Origin of the sequence: uncultured Acinetobacter sp., assembly GCF_947626835.1 — a bacterium.
Classification (GTDB): Bacteria; Pseudomonadota; Gammaproteobacteria; order Pseudomonadales; family Moraxellaceae; genus Acinetobacter.
This window is the reverse complement of sequence record NZ_CANQTS010000005.1, coordinates 70,640-90,583: the sequence shown is the minus strand read 5'-3', so window position 1 is coordinate 90,583 and position 19,944 is coordinate 70,640. Positions and strand designations below refer to the sequence as shown.

At 43.6% G+C, this 19,944-nt stretch carries 18 protein-coding genes; 10 read left to right on the top strand and 8 right to left on the bottom strand.

What is annotated here, in order from left to right:
- Nucleotides 1-22: 22 nt before the first annotated feature.
- From cysG to rplU, 6 genes are all read right to left on the bottom strand, one after another.
- Nucleotides 23-1,399 carry a siroheme synthase CysG gene (gene cysG / locus Q0Z55_RS04400; RefSeq protein ID WP_297424670.1) on the bottom strand — a complete coding sequence of 459 codons (1,377 nt, stop codon included), beginning with the start codon at nt 1,397-1,399 and terminating at the stop codon, nt 23-25.
- Nucleotides 1,400-1,481: 82 nt separating this feature from the next.
- The gene (serS, locus tag Q0Z55_RS04395) at nt 1,482-2,753 is read right to left on the bottom strand and encodes a serine--tRNA ligase (RefSeq protein ID WP_297424667.1); all 1,272 of its coding nucleotides are present in this window, start codon (nt 2,751-2,753) and stop codon (nt 1,482-1,484) included.
- A gap of 107 nt (nt 2,754-2,860) precedes the next feature.
- Nucleotides 2,861-3,616 (bottom strand): RsiV family protein, encoded by a 756-nt coding sequence (locus Q0Z55_RS04390; RefSeq protein ID WP_297424664.1) that lies wholly within the window; start codon nt 3,614-3,616, stop codon nt 2,861-2,863.
- A gap of 134 nt (nt 3,617-3,750) precedes the next feature.
- Nucleotides 3,751-4,437 carry an outer membrane lipoprotein chaperone LolA gene (lolA, locus tag Q0Z55_RS04385; protein WP_297424661.1) on the bottom strand — a complete coding sequence of 229 codons (687 nt, stop codon included), beginning with the start codon at nt 4,435-4,437 and terminating at the stop codon, nt 3,751-3,753.
- A gap of 190 nt (nt 4,438-4,627) precedes the next feature.
- Nucleotides 4,628-4,882 carry a 50S ribosomal protein L27 gene (gene rpmA / locus Q0Z55_RS04380; RefSeq protein WP_297424657.1) on the bottom strand — a complete coding sequence of 85 codons (255 nt, stop codon included), beginning with the start codon at nt 4,880-4,882 and terminating at the stop codon, nt 4,628-4,630.
- A gap of 18 nt (nt 4,883-4,900) precedes the next feature.
- Nucleotides 4,901-5,212, bottom strand: coding sequence for a 50S ribosomal protein L21 (gene rplU, locus Q0Z55_RS04375; protein ID WP_297424653.1), 312 nt, complete (start codon nt 5,210-5,212; stop codon nt 4,901-4,903).
- 408 nt (nt 5,213-5,620) lie between these two features.
- Here rplU and sdsA point away from each other — a divergent pair, with 408 nt between their 5' ends.
- The 10 genes from sdsA to Q0Z55_RS04325 all read left to right on the top strand — a co-directional run bounded on the left by sdsA (nt 5,621) and on the right by Q0Z55_RS04325 (nt 18,405).
- Nucleotides 5,621-6,598 (top strand): All-trans-nonaprenyl-diphosphate synthase, encoded by a 978-nt coding sequence (gene sdsA, locus Q0Z55_RS04370; RefSeq protein ID WP_297424650.1) that lies wholly within the window; start codon nt 5,621-5,623, stop codon nt 6,596-6,598.
- Nucleotides 6,599-6,605: 7 nt separating this feature from the next.
- Nucleotides 6,606-8,651 (top strand): site-specific recombinase, encoded by a 2,046-nt coding sequence (locus Q0Z55_RS04365; RefSeq protein ID WP_297424647.1) that lies wholly within the window; start codon nt 6,606-6,608, stop codon nt 8,649-8,651.
- Nucleotides 8,652-8,790: 139 nt separating this feature from the next.
- On the top strand, nt 8,791-9,402 hold the full coding sequence (locus Q0Z55_RS04360) for a phosphatase PAP2 family protein (protein WP_297424644.1): 612 nt from the start codon (nt 8,791-8,793) through the stop codon (nt 9,400-9,402).
- 22 nt (nt 9,403-9,424) lie between these two features.
- Nucleotides 9,425-10,672, top strand: a complete 1,248-nt coding sequence (locus tag Q0Z55_RS04355; protein WP_297424641.1) for an efflux RND transporter periplasmic adaptor subunit — start codon at nt 9,425-9,427, stop codon at nt 10,670-10,672.
- A gap of 9 nt (nt 10,673-10,681) precedes the next feature.
- Nucleotides 10,682-13,858 carry an efflux RND transporter permease subunit gene (locus tag Q0Z55_RS04350; protein ID WP_297424637.1) on the top strand — a complete coding sequence of 1,059 codons (3,177 nt, stop codon included), beginning with the start codon at nt 10,682-10,684 and terminating at the stop codon, nt 13,856-13,858.
- The gene (adeC, locus tag Q0Z55_RS04345) at nt 13,858-15,315 is read left to right on the top strand and encodes an AdeC/AdeK/OprM family multidrug efflux complex outer membrane factor (protein WP_297424634.1); all 1,458 of its coding nucleotides are present in this window, start codon (nt 13,858-13,860) and stop codon (nt 15,313-15,315) included. Before Q0Z55_RS04350 ends, adeC begins: the two co-directional genes overlap by 1 nt.
- Before the next feature lie 134 nt (nt 15,316-15,449).
- A complete protein-coding gene (locus tag Q0Z55_RS04340) occupies nt 15,450-16,211 on the top strand; it encodes an RsiV family protein (RefSeq protein ID WP_297424632.1) in 762 nt (253 codons plus the stop codon).
- A 34-nt stretch (nt 16,212-16,245) separates the two neighbouring features.
- Nucleotides 16,246-16,596 (top strand): YbjQ family protein, encoded by a 351-nt coding sequence (locus Q0Z55_RS04335; RefSeq protein ID WP_297424629.1) that lies wholly within the window; start codon nt 16,246-16,248, stop codon nt 16,594-16,596.
- A 3-nt stretch (nt 16,597-16,599) separates the two neighbouring features.
- Complete coding sequence (locus Q0Z55_RS04330) at nt 16,600-17,049, top strand: heavy metal-binding domain-containing protein (protein WP_297424626.1); 450 nt, start codon at nt 16,600-16,602, stop codon at nt 17,047-17,049.
- Between the two features lie 300 nt (nt 17,050-17,349).
- The gene (locus Q0Z55_RS04325) at nt 17,350-18,405 is read left to right on the top strand and encodes a GGDEF domain-containing protein (protein ID WP_297424623.1); all 1,056 of its coding nucleotides are present in this window, start codon (nt 17,350-17,352) and stop codon (nt 18,403-18,405) included.
- Between the two features lie 3 nt (nt 18,406-18,408).
- Here the strand turns inward: Q0Z55_RS04325 and Q0Z55_RS04320 are convergent, their stop codons facing one another.
- Nucleotides 18,409-19,215: an SDR family oxidoreductase gene (locus Q0Z55_RS04320; RefSeq protein ID WP_297424620.1), complete on the bottom strand. Its 807-nt coding sequence runs from the start codon at nt 19,213-19,215 to the stop codon at nt 18,409-18,411.
- A 10-nt stretch (nt 19,216-19,225) separates the two neighbouring features.
- Complete coding sequence (locus Q0Z55_RS04315) at nt 19,226-19,879, bottom strand: hypothetical protein (protein WP_297424617.1); 654 nt, start codon at nt 19,877-19,879, stop codon at nt 19,226-19,228.
- Nucleotides 19,880-19,944: the final 65 nt, after the last annotated feature.

Genomic DNA, 19,944 nt, shown 5'->3' with positions numbered 1-19,944 from the left:
TACCTATTTAACTCACAAAGCCTTAGCCTTGCCACTGTAATTTTTCACGTAAACGCACCACTTCACCAATAATGGTTAAAGTGGGTGCTTGAATTTGATGCGCGGTCACTTGACTGACAATATCAGCCAAGGTGCCAACCACGACTTTTTGCTCAGGAGTAGTGCCTTTAGACACCAACGCCACGGGCATATCAGGACGTTGACCATATTCAATTAAGCGCTGACAAATTTTCTCTAAGCCCACCAAACCCATATACAGCACAAGCGTTTGATTTTCATAGACCAATTCTTGCCACGGCAATTCAGGTGAGCCTTCTTTTAAATGCCCCGTTAAAAAGCGTACGCTTTGTGCATAGTCACGATGGGTCAAAGGAATACCTGCATAGGCAGAACAGCCTGATGCAGCAGTAATACCCGGCACCACTTGAAATGGCACACCTGCAGCAAACAGCTCTTCAATTTCTTCGCCACCACGACCAAAGATAAACGGATCACCGCCTTTTAAACGACAAACACGTTTACCTTGTTGCGCATATTTGACCAATAAAGCGTTAATACCTTCTTGTGGTACAGCATGATTAGCGCGTGCTTTACCGACATAGAATTTTTCTGCATCACGGCGACACAAATCCATAATCGGCTGCGACACTAAGCGATCGTAAATCACCACATCGGCTTGTTGCATTAAACGTAAGGCTTTTAAAGTCAGTAGCTCAGGGTCACCCGGACCTGCACCCACCAAATACACCTCACCTTTTGGCGTGCTCCACGCGTCTAGCGCTTCTTCAATTAAACGTTCTGCCTCAACGAGATTGTCATTAAAGACCTGTTCTTTGAGCGGACCTGCATACAGGTCTTCCCAAAAAATACGGCGCTCATCAGGATTGGCTATTTTGGCTTTAACACGCGTACGCCATTGACCTGAAAACGCAGCAAGTTTGCCCATACCATGTGGAATTGTGGTTTCCAGTTGCGTACGAATTTGACGTGATAACACCGGCGATGTGCCATTACTGGCAATGGAAATCACCAAAGGCGAACGATCGACAATCGCAGGCACCATAAAACGGCAATTGGGTGGATCATCGACACTATTGACCAAGATATTACGCGCTTCACACACCTCAAACACGGCTTTGTTGACATCGGCTTGATCGGTTGCGGCAATCACTAAACGATAATGAGCAAGAGGAAAATCGGTACTGAAAGGCGCAGCAACATATTGACCTTGGCTGTGGCTGACCAATTCACGTAAATTGTCTTCAATGTCAGGAGAAAGCACATCAATACGGGCACCGGCTTTTTGCAGCAGCAGCGCTTTACGATAGGCAATATGTCCACCACCGACAATCAAACAAGGTTGCTGTTGCAACTTTAAAGAGATGGGAAAGATATCCACGGCGAGCCTCTCAAGATTTGTCTTTGATTGTCCAAAAAATTACGATGCCCTATAGGCATCGTAATCACAAAATTAAACCTGCTTAGTCAATAAATTCTAAGCCGCCCATGTATGGACGTAATACTTGCGGAATTTCAATTGAACCATCAGCGCGTTGGTAGTTTTCCATCACCGCCAATAAAGTACGACCCACAGCCAAACCTGAACCGTTTAGGGTATGTACAAATTCAGTTTTCTTTTGATCGACACGGTAACGTGCTTTCATACGACGTGCTTGGAAGTCACCCATGCATGAACATGATGAAATTTCACGATAGGTATTTTGGCTTGGTACCCACACTTCTAAGTCATAGGTTTTAATCGCGCCAAAGCCCATATCACCGCCACACAGCACCACTTTACGGTACGGTAAACCGAGTGCTTTTAAGATGCCTTCTGCATGACCGGTTAATTCTTCTAACGCGTCCATTGAGTGCTCAGGCTTGACAATTTGTACCATCTCAACTTTATCAAATTGATGCTGACGGATTAAACCACGCGTATCACGACCATACGAACCCGCTTCACTACGGAAACATGGGGTATGCGCTGCATATTTAAGTGGTAAACGCTCAGGATCAATAATTTCATCACGAACAAAGTTGGTCACTGGCACTTCAGCGGTCGGAATTAAATAAAATTCTTTTTCACCTTGTAATTTGAATAAGTCTTCTTCAAATTTAGGTAACTGACCTGTACCACGTAATGATTCAGCATTGACCAAATATGGCACATAGGCTTCGGTATAACCGTGATTTAAGGTATGCGTATCGAGCATAAATTGGGTTAAGGCACGTTGCAGACGCGCTAAAGGCCCTTTTAATACGCTAAAGCGAGAACCGGTCAATTTAGTTGCCGTTTCAAACTCTAAACCGCCCATCCACTCGCCAAGGTCGGTATGATCTTTAATGTCAAAATCAAACTGACGTGGTGTGCCCCACTTTAACACTTCCACGTTATCATTTTCGTCACGACCTTCAGGTACAGACTCATGTGGTAAGTTTGGAATGTTTAAAGACTTTTCTTCAAGCTCAGCTTGCAATTCAGCCAAGGCTTGTTCAGCGGCTTTGATTTCATCACCAATGGCAGCCATACGCGCCATGATTTCAGAGGCATCGCCACCTGCTTTTTTAAGTTGACCGACTTGTTTGGCACCCGCATTACGTTCTGCTTGTAAAGTTTCAGTTTTTGACTGAATCTCTTTACGGCGTGCTTCTAAATCCGCCCATTCTGCCACATCCAGCTGTACACCACGTTTTGCTAAGGCTAAATTTACAGCCTCAATATTATTTCTGAGTAATTTCGGGTCGATCATAGCCAATCTTTAAAAGAAAAAAACTGCCTATAGTGTAAGCTGTTCAACGCAAAAAATACAGTAATCACGCTTGCTTGCTGTGTCTTATTACAACAATTACCCTATTTTTAGGGTTTCGCATCGCTTGGCAAACTTGGTAAATATTCAGGCTTAATGATGTCAGATAAAGCGCTATACGGAATACGTAGTTCGGTCATACCATCACTATAGCTGCCTAGTTCAAAAACTGGATACACCAAGGTAAAGCCTTGTGCTGCAAAATAAAAGTTGTCACTGAGTTTGAGTTGCTCAGCTTCAATATGACGTGCTTTAAGCCATGCTTCATTGTAACGATATAACAAGCTCAATAAAGCTGCCTGCTGATTGTTCTGCAATACATCACTCAGCGCTAAACGCTGTTGTAAATTTAAATCTAAATTGACATATTCTTGATGAAATAGACTGTGCGGTAAGTGCGTACCAGAGCTGTCACTTTGCAAGGTAAACAAAGCCAGCTGATTTCTTTGCGCAACATAACTGACAAAGTGATGATGATGCGCCAATGAGGCTTGCTCATTTACATCAGGTACAATCCGCTGTTGTGCTACATCAAAGGCTTTAGGTGCAAGCTCTGTTAAACGCTTGACAAAGTAAGCATCAATCCATGGCAAGTTGGTCTGTACCGTATGCAAGCTATAACGCTCACAACCTTGTAATTCACAGACTTTAGCGCGTGGCAGATTCATGTTTATGCTTTGACTGCTCAGCAACACCACTTTAGCGGCTTCAGGTTTTGGGTCACTTGGACGTGGTGCATCTTTAGGCTGACATGCCGTCAGTAAAACTGTTAAGCCTATCATCATCCATAGTGCAACTTTTTGCATGACACCACAATCTCTAGCCAAAACGAAGCTACACTATAACGTCCAAAAAAATTCCATGCCAAAAAACGCAGCTTAATGCGTCATTTTTTAAACAAAAAGAGCAGCCATTGGGCTGCTCTTTTGGCACATACCACTTATTGCTCAATAATGTCTGTACCTTTAGGTGGGGTAAAGTTAAAGGTAGACGCCGGAATTTTGGCATTCACTTTGACATTATTAAAACGCACATGCGTGGTTTGACCTAAGGAATCTTGCAAGATCATTAAGGTCGGTGCATTTTTAGCGCCAAAACTAATGGTTAAACTTTGAAATGCACCCTCTTTGTCTTTTGGATACAAGGTGTAATAGGTTTTGGTTTTATCAGGCTGCGAAATACGATAGGCCTGCTGAATTTGTGCGGTATTACCCGATAGTAACAAGGCTGGGGTATTGGCCACTTGCTCGTCTAGGTTTTGACGGATGGCTTGTTGTAAATCAGGGTCATAAATCCAAACCGTGCGTCCAGTACTCACAATCGTTTGCTTGACCGGGCTATTAATTTGCCAAGAAAACTTGCCCGGACGCTCAACTTGCATCACCCCTGTAAAAGTTTGATTCATGTGTTGGGCTGATAAAGCTTTATTGTTGTTGGCTTTAGCTGAGATTTTTGTGCTTTGTTCAAAGCTAGCCGTTAAACTTTGAATTGCGCTGAGTTGTTTGACTAAATTTTGGGTTGCCACTTGCTCAGTTGCAGGCGCTGCATAGGTGCTAGTGACCATGAGCGGTGTCAGGCTGATTGCACCGACTGCCATTGCACTGAGTGTTTTCGCTAACAAATTCATATGATCACGCTTATCTTGTTAAGTATTTATGGCATGTTAAACCAAATAACGTTGCTAATTTAGGAGAAAATCCGCAGTTTTGTTGTTTTATGTCTAAAAAGAAGCGGCTTTTATCCATCATGATGAAGAGATAGCAAATTTTTGGCCTAAAAAAACCCGCAACAGGTGCGGGCTTCTTTTCTATTAAAACTTACGCTTCAACAGATACGTAGCGACGGCCAAATTGACCTTTCACTTCGAATTTAATTACGCCGTCAGCAGTAGCAAACAAAGTATGGTCACGGCCCATACCTACGTTTGTACCAGCGTGGAATTCAGTACCACGTTGACGAACGATAATGTTACCAGCAGTCACAGATTGACCGCCGTACATTTTAACACCTAGCATTTTAGGATTTGAGTCACGACCGTTTTTAGTCGAACCACCGGCTTTTTTAGACGCCATTTCAATATACTCCTAGAATTAGCCTGCGATCGCAGTAATTTTCAACTCAGTGAACCATTGACGGTGACCTTGTTGCTTACGATAGTGTTTACGACGACGCATTTTAACAATACGGATTTTGTCGTGACGACCGTGGCTAACAACTTCAGCAGTTACTGTAGCGCCAGCAACAACTGGAGCACCAATTTGAATGCTTTCGCCGTTTACAAGCATTAATACGTCATCAAACGTAATAGATGCGCCAACTTCAGCTTTCAATAATTCAACTTTAAGGGTTTCACCCTCAACAACACGGTGCTGTTTACCACCGGTTTGGATTACTGCGTACATAATGTACTCCAAAAGACCCGTGTGTCCGTGCCAATAAACAACATATTGAACTTCAAACGGACGCCACTGGGGATTATACGAAGCGAAGAATTTTAAGTGATATTGGGCTAAACAACAAGCCATTTTACATAAAATATTGTGCCAAGAAAAAGGCAGCTTTGGTTAAAATTCCTGTTACTATTTGACCAAAGCAGGTGATTTTGTGTAAGTTTCACCGACTGAAATGGATTTTTAATGCTGCCTGATTTTACTCACTTTAAAACCAAATGATTTATATTGAGTTGAAATCGGGGAAAATGGCTGTTTTTCGAGCGCGTTGCATCAATGCAAAGGGTTTGCCAATGCCCCTCTTTGCGATAAATTGTTACACTATCTTTGCAATTTTATATTTATAGAGGTTTGTCTTTCATGGCCATCGACTTTAAGCAAGATATTCTCGCTCCTGTTGCTCAAGACTTTGCTGCGATGGATACCTTTATTAACGAAGGCATTACCTCAAAAGTCGCATTGGTGATGGCAGTCAGTAAACATGTGGTAGAAGCGGGTGGCAAACGTATGCGCCCAATTATGTGTTTATTGGCGGCCAAAGCCTGTGGTGTGACCGACCTAGAACCGCATCGTCGTTTAGCAGCTATTATTGAGATGCTACATACAGCGACTTTGGTACATGATGATGTGGTGGATGAATCAGGTTTACGTCGTGGTCGTCCAACTGCCAATGCCACATGGAACAATCAAACTGCCGTTTTGGTGGGTGATTTTTTAATTTCGCGTGCCTTTGACTTACTGGTAGATTTAGACGATTTAAAGTTACTCAAAAATTTCTCAACCGGTACTTGTGAGATTGCCGAAGGTGAAGTATTGCAACTGCAATCGCAACATCAACCCGATACCACAGAACAAACCTATTTGGCTATTATTCATGGTAAAACTTCACGCCTCTTTGAAATGGCGACCGAAGGCGCGGCGATTTTAGCCAAAAAACCTGAATATGCTTTGGCGTTAAAGAAATTTGCCGGTCATTTTGGCAATGCATTTCAAATCATTGACGATATTTTAGATTACACCTCAGATGCTGAGACTTTGGGGAAAAATATTGGTGATGATTTAATGGAAGGCAAACCGACTTTGCCACTGATTGCTGCTTTGAAAAATACCCAAGGCGATGAACATGCCATCATTCGTAAAAGTATTGCGACCGGCGGTACAGAACACTTAGAACGCGTGATTTTAATTGTGCAGCAATGTGGTGCTTTAGAGTATTGTCGTCAACGTGCCACAGAAGAAACCGAAGCTGCCATTGCCGCCTTACTTGAATTGCCTGAATCTCAATCGCGCCAAGCCTTAATGAATTTGGCGCATTTAGCGCTCCATCGTATTCAATAAGTTGCGTATGCAGACCACATTAAATCACATCTTATTAAACATGCAGCAGCAGCTCGACGCACGCGGGCTGCTCGATGACCAACTACTGATTGACCTCGTCAATCACTTGCGTCCTGCTGATCCACATAACCTTCAAGAAATTCATCAAAACCTGAACAAGCTGATGCAAAGTTTGTTACTTACCCCCTATGCGGTGAGTACCTTACAAAGCTTTATTTTACGTTTAATTAGCCAATATAAACAAAGTAGCTTGTATGCCGACACCGGCATTTTGTCGCAAGATGGATTTTGGAATCAGTTATTTAAGCGCTTAGGTGCGCATTTTTTACCCTTAATCCCTGATGCTACACAATTACAACAATTACTACGTCGGGTATTTCATCAACGCAGCGACCGTGATTGGCTCGATCATATTCGTGATCAAGAGTGGCAACGCTTATGTAGTGTGTTGTCGCAAGGTCACAGCAATCAAGCACAAAAGAATCAAATTCAAAGTGAACTGATTAAAGCGGTCACGGTATTGTCGTACCGCATTAGTGGCATTGGTTTGTATCCAGAATTTATTGATGCTTATCCTGAGCTGACCGAATATGAGTCGCCGTTTTTAGTGCAAAACCGTGAAATCATTGATTTCATTCGCCACTACAAAGATTTGCATCGCAATAGCCAACACATGACAGTGATTGCCCCACCCGATGCCGCTCAAGCATTGGTGATGATTGAGCAATGCCACGATGTGGTGCAAAAAATTCGTCGCTCAACTAAACGTATTGGCGTAAGTATCAGCCTAACCTATTTATTAACGCTACTTGAGCAATGTTTAGAACGCTTAGAGCTGTTGCTCAACTTGATTGTTGAAGATGAGCAGGTGCGTTTTAAAATGCTCAGAGAATTGTTGGTTGAAGTGATTGCCACCAGCTATGATGAGTTAAGTGTACGCTCATTACTGACCACCAATAGCGAATTAATTGCGCTACAAGTGACTGAAAATGCAAGCAAAACTGGCGAACATTATGTCAGTACCGACAAGCAAGGCTTTTTTGGCATGTATAAATCAGCCGCCGGTGCTGGTGTCATTATTGCCATTATGGCCACCTTAAAGACTTTAATGGCGCGCGTGTCTATGGCGCCATTGATGCAAGCTTTAAGTTATAGCCTTAATTATTCCTTAGGCTTTATGCTGATTCATGTGTTGCATTTTACCGTGGCCACCAAACAGCCCGCCATGACCGCAGCCGCTTTGGCCTCTACGGTGCAACGCGGTAAAGGCTCTAAAATGGCACAATTGGCAGAGCTTGCAGCGTTAATTGTCAATATTATCCGTACCCAATTTATTGCTATTTTGGGCAATATCTCGATTGCCATTCCAACCGCTGCTTGTATTGCTGTGTTTTGGGACTTGGCTTTACATGAACCCCTGATGACCCATGCCAAAGCGGCGAAAACATTACATGATTTAAATCCATTTACCTCACTTGCCGTGCCGCATGCTGCTATTGCTGGGGTATTTTTATTTTTATCCGGTTTGTTGGCAGGCTATTACGACAATATGGCAGTGTATCGTAAAATTGGTCCACGTTTAAAAGCCCATCGTCGTTTAAAGGATCTGTTAGGGGAGGCACGTTTGCATCGTTTTGCCGATTATGTAGAGCGTAATTTTGGTGCTTTGGCCGGTAATTTCTTATTTGGAATTATGCTTGGCAGCATGGGAACTATTGGTTTTTTACTGGGTTTACCTTTAGATATTCGGCATATTGCTTTTGCTTCTGCCAATTTTATTCAAGGGCTGCTCACCATTAATCAACCTGACTTAGGCTTGGTAATTGTGTCTTTGTTAGGGGTATTACTGATTGGTTTAACCAACTTATTTGTCAGTTTTACCTTAACTGTGATTGTGGCACTGCGTGCTCGTCGCGTGCGCTTTGAACAATGGCAACCTTTAGCCAAATTGGTGCTGATGCATTTTGTCACCCGTCCAAGTGATTTCTTTTGGCCACCCAAACAAGCCATCGCGATTGAACAAGAATTACAAAAAAAATCTGGTACATCTTAGTTTTTAACCGTAAAACTTTTAAACATTGACTGTCCTGTGTGGCTTTGATCTGCGCTTGAAAAGAAGTGTACTGACAAGTACACTTTGTCGTTGAAGATTCGCCACACAATCACCGGTTGCCACATACAGGGGGCAATTTATGTCTTACCACCTGCTCATTTTGGGCTGCTTGTTGGTATTTTTTAGTCTATTGCTGATTCAAATCCCAGCTCTACAGCCCATTGATTTGGCTGTGGTGGTGTGGGTGAGTGAGCAACGGAGCCAAACCTTAAATTACATTGCACAAACTTTGTCATTTTTAGGTGGCATGCCTGCATTATTATTTTTTGCCACGCTTTGGTGTATTGCCCTTGCGTGGTATAAAAAATATGCAATGATCGCGTTTATAGTCTTTGGGCTAAGCGGCAGTATTGCCTGTGCTTGGTTACTCAAATACGCCTTTGATTTAGCCCGCCCACCGGCAATTTATCATTTGGTTCACAGCTATGGGGCATCTTATCCAAGTGCACACAGTTTTTATGCAGCCAGTTTAGCTGTCTTGATACTTTTTATGACCCAACAGCATCCCAAAAGGTTTTATATTGGCCTTATCGCGGTGCTGTGGTTATTGATCATGGGCATATCAAGGGTGTACTTGGGTGTGCATTACCCGTCTGATGTGTTGGCCGGTTGGGGTATGAGTTTGATCTGGATGAGCCTGCTGTATGGATTTGGCAAATTTCAATTTAACTTAAAACAAAATTTTAAATAAACATCTTAATTGAGGTGGAATAATGAGGTCTGCAAAGCTTTGGGCACCTGCCCTCACTGCTTGCGCATTGGCAACAAGTTTAGTACTTGTTGGCTGTAGCAAAGACGAAGACAAACCAGCAGCCGCTGCACAGCAGCAAATGCCACCGACTCAAGTGGGTGTCTTGGTTGCTCAACCGCAAAGTATTGAACAGTCGGTTGAATTGTCTGGTCGTACCACAGCCTTTGAAGTGTCTGAAGTGCGTCCACAAACCAATGGCGTGATTTTAAAACGTCTATTTGCTGAAGGCAGCTATGTGCGTGAAGGTCAAGCCCTTTACGAAATTGACTCAAGAAGTAACCGTGCCAGTGTTGATAGCGTGCGTGCGGCTTTAGCACGTCAACAAGCCAACTTAAACGTGTTACGTGTTAAAGAAGGTCGTTATCGTCAGTTGGTCGGTTCTAACGCCATTTCTAAACAAGAATATGACGATGCTGTTGCACAAGTGAAATTGGCTGAAGCTGATGTGGCTGCAACCCAAGCTGAATTGCGTAATGCTGAAATTAACTTAGGTTATTCTATTGTTCGTGCGCCAATTTCAGGTCAAACCAACCGTTCAACGGTGACAGCAGGCGCGTTAGTGACTGCCAATCAAGCTGATCCTTTGGTGACGATTCAACGTCTTGATCCGATTTATGTAGATATTAATCAATCGAGTGCTGAACTGTTACGTTTACGTCAACAGCTGTCACAAGGTAGCTTAAATACCTCCAACAACACTACGGTCAAACTTAAACTTGAAGATGGCAGTGACTATCCTGTCGAGGGTCGTTTGGCTTTTGCTGATGCCAGCGTTAATCCTGATACAGGTACCGTGACGTTACGTGCGGTGTTCCCAAACCCGAACTATTTATTGCTTCCGGGCATGTTTGCTACGGCAAAAATTGTGCAAGGTGAAGTACCCAATGCGTATTTAATTCCACAAGCTGCGATTAGCCGTACCCCAACAGGTCAAGCCATGGCAATGCTCGTGGGTGCAGATGGCAAAGTGGTCAGTCGTCCTGTCACCACCAGTGGTACTCAAGGCAACGCTTGGATTATTACCGAAGGTCTTAACCCAGGTGATAAAGTCATTGTGGATGGTATTGCCAAAGTCAAACCAGATCAGCAAGTAGTGGCCAAGCCTTACCAAGCGCCAACTGCTGCCCCACAAGCACCGGCTCAAGGTCAAGCACCAACAGCCCCTGCCAGCGAAGCACAATCAGCACCTGAACCAAAAGCGCAAGCTTAAGAGGTAACGATGGCTCAATTTTTTATTCATCGCCCCATTTTTGCTTGGGTGATTGCATTGGTGATTATGCTGGCGGGGATTTTAACCCTCAGCAAAATGCCGATTGCGCAGTATCCAACCATCGCGCCGCCCACTGTAACGGTTTCTGCAACCTATCCGGGTGCATCTGCTGACACTGTAGAAAATACTGTGACACAGATTATCGAACAACAGATGAACGGTTTAGATGGTTTACGTTATATTTCATCGAACAGTGCCGGTAACGGTCAAGCTTCCATTACTTTGAACTTTGAACAAGGTATGGATCCTGATATTGCCCAAGTCCAAGTTCAAAACAAATTACAATCAGCGACTGCTTTATTGCCTGAAGATGTACAACGCCAAGGGGTACGTGTGACCAAATCTGGCGCAAGCTTCTTGCAAGTCTTAAGCTTTTACTCACCCAATGGTGAGCTCACTGCCAATGACATTAAAGACTATGTCAACTCCAACATTTCTGAACCACTGAGTCGTGTGGCAGGTGTAGGTGAAGTGCAAGTCTTTGGTGGTTCATACGCCATGCGGATTTGGCTTGACCCTGCCAAAATGGCCAGTCTAAAAGTCACCCCAAGTGATGTATCTAACGCAATTCGCACGCAAAACGCGCAAGTGGCGGTAGGTCAATTGGGCGGTGCACCAGCAGCGCCGGGGACTGTACTGAATGCCACAGTCACCGCACAAAGCTTGTTACAAACCCCTGAGCAATTTGCCAATATTTTCTTAAAAAATACAGCTGATGGCGCACAAGTGCGTTTAGGCGATGTGGCAAAAGTGGAATTGGGTGCAGATAACTATCAGTTTGATTCAACTTACAACGGCAAACCTGCCGGTGGTGTGGCAATTAAATTGGCGACTGGTGCCAATGCCTTAGATACTGCGCAAGCCGTTGAAGCACGTTTACAAGAATTACGCCCTAACTACCCAGCCGGTTTAAAAGACGAACTTGCCTTTGATACCACGCCATTTATTGAACTTTCGATTAAAAGTGTGGTGAAAACCTTAATCGAAGCGATCATTTTGGTGTTCATTGTCATGTTCTTGTTCTTACAAAACTGGCGTGCCACCATTATTCCAACCATGGCTGTGCCTGTGGTAGTCTTGGGTACGTTTGCTGTGATTAACGTGTTTGGCTTTAGTGTCAACACTTTAACCATGTTTGCGATGGTCTTGGCGATTGGTCTATTGGTCGATGACGCGATTGTGGTGGTCGAGAACGTAGAACGTGTGATGGTCGAGGATCATTTAGACCCTGTGACTGCAACCGAAATCTCGATGAAACAGATTTCAGGGGCCTTAATCGGGATTACCTCGGTGCTGTCTGCGGTGTTTGTACCGATGGCATTCTTTGGTGGTACCACAGGCGTGATCTATCGTCAGTTCTCCATTACTCTTGTTACCGCAATGGTGTTATCACTGATTGTAGCACTCACCTTTACCCCAGCTTTGTGTGCCACCATGCTCAAACAGCATGATCCAAACAAAGCGCCCAGCAATGGTATTTTTGCGCGTTTCTTCCGTTGGTTTAACCAAAGCTTTGACAAGTTGTCAGAGAAATACCAAGGCGGCGTCAATCGCATGACCCACAACAAGATTTTCTCTGGTGCCATTTATGCTGTGGTATTGGTGGGGATCGTGTTGTTATTCCAAAAACTACCATCGTCTTTCTTACCCGAAGAAGACCAAGGCGTGGTGCTCACCTTAGTACAGTTACCACCAAACGCGAGTTTGGAGCGTACCGGTGAAACTATGAATGCCATGACCAACTTCTTTTTAGAAAATGAAAAAGACAGTGTGGCATCGGTGTTTAGTGTGGCAGGCTTCTCGTTTGCAGGTGTCGGTCAGAATGCTGGTATGGCCTTTATTAAACTTAAAGATTGGTCAGAACGTACTTCACCTGAAACTCAAGTGGGCGCGATTATTGGGCGTGGTATGGCACTGAATATGTTGGTGCAAGATGCCACCTACATTATGCCATTACAACTTCCGGCCATGCCTGAACTTGGCGTCAGCGCAGGCTTTAACTTACAGCTTAAAGATGCAGCCGGTAATGGGCATGCCAAGTTAATTGAAGCACGTAACATGATCTTAGGTATGGCAGGTCAAGACCCACGTCTTGCTGGTGTTCGTCCTAATGGTCAAGAAGACACACCGCAATACCGCGTGATTGTCGATCATGCACAAGCTGGCGCCATGGGTGTGAGCATTGCAGAGATTAACAGTACCATGGGCATTGCATGGGGTGGTTCATACGTGAATGACTTCATTGACCGCGGTCGTGTGAAAAAGGTGTATGTTCAAGGTCAATCTGACTCACGTATGCAACCTGAAGATTTAGATCAATGGTATGTACGCAATAACAAAGGCGAGATGATTCCATTCTCAGCATTTGCAACGGGCGAATGGACCTATGGTTCACCACGTTTAGAGCGCTATAACGGCTTATCATCCGTCAACATTCAAGGGACACCAGCACCGGGGGTAAGCTCAGGTGATGCCATGAAAGCCATGGAAGAAATTGTGGCCAAATTACCACAAATGGGCGCAACGGGTTATGACTTTGAATGGACAGGTTTATCACTTGAAGAACGTGAATCAGGCGCGCAAGCTCCATTCTTATATGGCTTATCACTGCTAATTGTGTTCTTGTGTTTGGCAGCTTTATATGAAAGTTGGTCTATTCCATTTTCAGTGTTATTGGTGGTGCCGCTTGGTATTATCGGGGCACTTGGCTTAACCTTTGGTGGCATGATTTTGCTGGATAATCCAAATCTATCCAATAACATCTACTTCCAAGTGGCGATTATTGCAGTGATTGGTTTGTCAGCCAAAAATGCCATCTTGATTGTGGAATTTGCCAAAGAGTTGCAAGAAAAAGGTGAAGATCTATTTGATGCCACCTTACATGCAGCAAAAATGCGTTTACGTCCAATCATCATGACCACCTTAGCCTTTGGTTTTGGTGTACTGCCGCTTGCCTTATCTTCAGGTGCCGGCGCAGGTAGCCAACATTCAGTGGGTTATGGGGTATTAGGCGGTGTGATCACATCCACATTGCTCGGGATTTTCTTTATTCCGGTGTTCTATGTATGGATTCGTAGCATCTTTAAATACAAGCCGAAGCCACAACGTACGGAGAATCTTTCTTAATGCACACTCTATGGTCTATTACCGGCCGTGGTATTGCCTTGTCTGGATTGGCGCTTGCTTTGACCGCGTGTCAAAGCATGCGTAACCCAGAACCACAAGTGCAAACCACCACTTTGGCAAGCAACTATGTTGCTCCTGCAAGCGGTCCGTCCATTGCTGAGCAAGGCTATAAAGATTTCTTTGCCGACGCACGTTTGGCACAAGTCATTGAATTAGCTTTAAGCAATAACCGTGATCTACGCATTGCAGCACTCAATATTCAACGTGCGCAGCAAACTTATCAAATCACTGAAAATAACCAACTGCCAAGTATTGGTATCAGCGGCAGTGTGTTACGTCAAGATACCGTTGCCAGTGGCAAACCCATGACCAGCTACAATGTGGGTTTAGGGGTCACAGCCTACGAGCTTGATTTTTGGGGTCGCGTGCGCAGCTTAAAAGACAATGCACTGGATACTTATTTGGCAACAGCCAGTGCCCGTGATGCCACTCAAATTGCGTTGGTAGGTCAAGTGGCACAAGCATGGTTGAGTCATTCTTTTGCCTCTGCCAATTTAAGCCTCGCGGAACAAACCCTAAAATCACAGCTTGAAGCGTATAACCTCAACAAAAAGCGTTTTGATGTCGGCATCGACAGCGAAGTGCCAGTACGTCAAGCACAGATTTCAGTTGAAAATGCACGTAATGATGTGGCGCAATATAAAACTCAAGTGACACAAGCGAAAAACTTGTTGAACTTGTTGGTAGGTGAAAATGTACCAAGTAACTTATTGCCCAACCAACGTGTAACGCGCGTCACTGCTGCCGATCGTTTAGCTTCAGGTTTACCAAGTGATTTATTGAATAACCGTCCGGATATTCGTGCAGCGGAGTATGGTTTATCTGCTGCGGGTGCCAACATTGCCGCTGCCAAAGCACGTATGTTCCCAACAATTAGCTTAACCGGCTCGGCAGGTTTTGGTTCACGTGAACTTGATGATTTGTTTAAATCAGGTTCATTTGTATGGTCATTTGGTCCAAGCCTTGACATCCCACTTTGGGATTGGGGCACACGTAAAGCCAATATCAAAATTTCAGAAACTGATCAGCAAATTGCCGTATCGGATTATGAAAAATCGATTCAAACTGCTTTCCGTGAAGTCAATGATGCCTTAGCGGTACGTCAAAATATTGGCGAGCGTTTGGCGGCACAGCGCCGTTTGGTTGAAGCCACCAGTAAAACCTATCAGCTCTCGCAAGCACGTTTCCGTGCTGGTATTGATGGTTACTTAACCGTGTTAGATGCGCAACGTACCAACTACAGTGCGCAACAGGGTCTACTACTGCTTGAGCAAGCCAACTTAAACAACCAAGTTGAATTGTATAAAACCTTAGGTGGTGGTTTAAAGACCTATTCAAGCGATCAAATTATCGCACCAAGTTCATCTGCTGAACGTGCAACTGAAGCTAAAAACTAAACAACTTTTAAAAAAAAGCTCACCTTGTGTGGGCTTTTTTTATGCCACAATATTTCAAGCATACTTTGTATTTTAGGTATACTGCATGTATTGATATTCACTTGATTATTAGACGTATTACCATGAAAAAACCCATGCTTTTAGTGCTGACAACAGGTTTAGTTTTAACCGCATGTCAACCCCAATCTCAAAGCACAGACACCACAATAAGCACCAATACTATTCCTTTAATTCAAGCTCAAACCACACCCGTGAGCTTAAGCAAAGATCAAGTTTGTCATTTAGAAACACCTGAAGAGTCAGCAAGCTGTACCAAATACCATCTACAAAGCATTAAAACCAATGTGCCTTGGATTGATCAATACTTTCATGAGCGCTTAAAACAAGAACACAAAGAAGCCTTTGACCCAGCACATTTACCAGAGGTCACCCTTGATCCTGAATTGCCCTCAACCAATTACAGCACCGCTTCGGTACGTTATGTATCACAGCATTATCAGCTAGCAACCTTTGAATATTTTAGCGATTATTTCCCTGCCGGCGCCGCACACGGTATGTACCATGTCGATTATGTGGTGTTTGATTTAAAGCAAAAACAACGCTTAACTCTCAATGACATTGTTGTTCCTACACAAAAAGAAGCCTTAAAAGCAGAATTGTTTGACTACAATCGTGAATGGCTAGAGCAACGTCATATTGGGCTTAAAGACTTTGAACTGAGCAATAATTTTTATTTTGGTGCAAGCGGTTTAGTGTTTGTTTATCCTGTGTATGAACTTGCCTCTTATGCTGAAGGCATCAGTGAACTCAAGTTGCCTTATTGGGCGTTAAAGGACAAAATTTTGGCACAATATCTGCCACAATTGCCTGAATCAAGCGAAGAAATTTACCAATAAAATTCTTAAATTTTTATAAAAATGGAACCGTATCATGTTGTTAAGTAATTTAGAGTCAATGCCCGGCTACCGTGTTCAGCGCCAAATAGATGTGGTGTATGGCAGCACCGTGCGTAGTAAACATGTGGGACGCGATTTATTGGCAGGATTAAAAAATATTGTCGGGGGTGAGCTGACCGCCTATACCGAGCTGCTTGAGGAATCACGTCAAGAAGCGATGGAGCGTATGATTGCTAAAGCACAAAGCTTAGGTGCCAATGCGGTGATTGGGATTCGTTTTTCAACCTCCAATATTGCCCAAGGTGCGTCCGAGTTATTTGTCTATGGTACAGCTGTTGTGGTTGAGCCGATTGTGCCTAAACTGCCTGATCCATTTGCGAGCTAAATCATGGAAAACCTGTTGTTTCAATTGGCAGTATTTGTGGTGTTGTTTAGCGTAGGTTTTGCCTTTGGTCGCTATAATGAACGCAAACATTTGGCCGAACTTGAGGTCAATGAAGTACGCTTAGCCTACATCACCACCGACAATCAACGCATGCTCACCACCGATCAACTCGGACAATTGGTCAGTAGTAATGTGGTGATCTCGCATGATTATTTTAAGTTTGTCTTGGCCAGTATCCAAAACTTTTTTGGCGGACGCTTATATAGCTATGAAAGCATTTTAGAACGCGCCCGACGTGAAGCAGTGGTGCGCTTAAAATTACAAGCCGAAAAAGCCGGCGCTACGCATATTATGGGCTTGCGTTTAAGCACCACTGAAATGGGCATGCAAGGCAGTATGGTTGAAGTATTTGCCTATGGCACAGCCATTGGCGTCTCACAAGCGCATGACTAAAGTGCTGTTTTCATTATTTTGAACAATGCTATAACACCAAGGCGGCTTAATTGTATTTCACAAAATTGATGCATGTATGAATAGCAATTGAATCGTCTTATACATGAGCTTCTAGGCAACGTTGCAACAGCATTCTTTTCAAGCCTCTTCAATGCTAAAATCGTTTTTTAAATCGCTGTATAGCCTTGCATGATGATCAACACGCTAAACATTTATAGTTTAATTATCCCCTGTTTAGTGTTGTGCTTGAGCCTCACCACATTTTGTATCGCCTATCAAAAAAAATTAGAGCAGTGTGTGGTGAGCTATGCAATCGCTTTGTTTTTAATGGGGATCACAACTTTACTCAATAGCAGTTTATCAGCCCAATTTCTGACCAAATTTGCAAGTGGCTTAGCCCTCATTTATTTTAGTGCCTGTATCTGGCATGCCAAAGCCTTATACGCACGTTTACATATCGCCTTTTCTTGGCAACGCTGTGTCACTTGGATGTCCCTTGGGATCGGCGGTGTTTATTTTTTCTCACAAGTTCATGTTGAAGAAAGCTTGCGTATTTTAATGGTATCTGTCACCACCATTCTCATTTACCTGCATCGTCCTCGGTTATTTTTAGCCGCTAAAACACGCTTTAAAATTGATACTTATCTGAAACACTGTACTTATCTAATGCTGGGTGTAGTGCTGTTACGCAGTGCTTACATTTTATCTGTGAGCTTAAATGAAACCTATATTACCCAACATAAATGGTTATGGGCAGCCACTCAATTTTTTATTATGTTGATTCACCTGGTGTTTTTTAGTTTATTTATGGCCAGTTCAATTGTTGAGTCAATCAACAAGCTAAAAAGAAAGCATATTTTAGATCCGCTGACAGGGCTACTCAATCGACGTGGTTTTCGTCTGTATATCACCACAATCAAACCACCGCGTACCCAACAACATGCCATTTTAATGGCTGATTTAGATTACTTTAAAAAGATTAATGACCAATATGGTCATCATTTGGGTGATTTAGCCTTGCAACACGTCAGTCGCATTTTGCAAAACAGCATGCGTCGCCAAGACAAAGTTTCCCGCATTGGTGGCGAAGAGTTTGTGATTATATTAGAAAATCTTGCGCAACAAGAGGCTTATGCCATTGCCGAGCGTATTCGCCACAGCATTGCATACACGCCAATTTTATATCAAGGTCAAAGCATCCATTTGTCTATTAGTATTGGCATGAGTTTCTTTACGCAAGCCCAGCAAGTGGATGCAGCCTTATTAGATGCTGACCAATTGCTGTACGATGCAAAAAAAATGGGGCGAAATCAAGTGCAATATAGCGAATTTCGCTATATGGAGGGCACTCGCTAACTGTTATTTGACTTTGGTTTGGCGAATCATTTTATATAAAGTGTGAGGCGATAAACGCGACACCCACACCCCTAGCTTTTCTTTTAAGCCACCGACCACCACATACTCTTGCCCTTCTGCTAGGGCTTTTAACACCACTTGGGCAAACTCATCTGCATTGAGACCATTTTCAATGGCACTGTCTTGATGGCCTTGTGGTTGACCTTCGCCATTTAACGCATTAAACGACACATTGGTTTTCACAAAGCCCGGAAACACCACCGAAACTTTAATCCCATGTTCTGCCACTTCCGCGCGTAAGCTGTTGGCCCACATATGAATCGCAGCCTTAGCCGCTGAATACGTGGCGCGATACTGCGTCCCCAATAAACCTGCTACACTGGATATAAACACAATACGTCCAGTTTTTTGCTGCAAAAAGGTCGGTAAGACCGTTTTGGTTAAAAACACCTGCGAGAAATAATCCACTTCCATAATGGCGCGTTCGGTATACATCGTGGTATCGGTAATTAAGGCACGTTGGCTTAAACCCGCATTATTAATTAATAGATCAATACGCCCTTTATGTTGCAACACTTCAGCATAGGCATGTCGCATTTGCGCTTCATTGGTCACATCGGCGCTCATCGCCAAATGACGCTCGGGATGTTTTAAATTTTGCCGTACTTGTTCTAAAACTTCCCCACGGCGTGCAGTTAAAATGACTTGTGCATCTTGCTCGGCAAAGGCTTTGGCCAGCGCCTCACCTAAACCGGATGAAGCACCGGTAATCCACACCACTTTATGTGCAAAACACTGTTGTGCTGTCATAATTTGATCCTTAATTTTTTTGCGGAATAAATTGTAAAAAATGCTGTAAATAGGCTTGGGCTTGCTCAGGGTTAAGTTGTTTTCCCATTTTTTCTAAACGCTTATAACCCAATTGCGTGGTCAGTCCAATCACACCGGCCAAACTTTTATCCACCATAAAGTTAAACTTTAATTTTTTCTTTGGATCACGCACCAATTGCGTTACCCCTTGGTCAATGATCTCCACAATCAGGCTAAAGGCTTGCGCGATATCGTGAGAAGAATTTAAGTTGTGGCTGTACTGACGCAACTGCATGGCTAAATGTGCAGGAATGGGATATTTGAGCCAAATTTGACCGTCAGTAAACGACATCATGTGTCCTAAATCATGCATTAAAGAGCTTAAGCGTTCATGGTTAAGCAGTTGCATAGACCACGGTAAATGTTTAGCAATGGTGGCAGTAATTTGCTCGACCGTATGTTCAGATTCAAATTGCTGTTGCTGAGCTGAAATTTGACTTAAAAACCCAAACACTTGCTCCACCACCTGACAGGCAATCTCGGCTAAATTCTCCCCCACCGCTTGAGCCAAATTGTCACTTTTTGATTGTTTTAATAATTGTTGTAGTTCTAAAAAACGCCGATAGGTGACAGACTGCACCTTTAATTGCACCAACTCATCCATAAATTGCCTCGTATTGCTTGTTGTTGTGTGGAGAACTTGGCTTCAAGCATAGGCGAAGTTTTCGG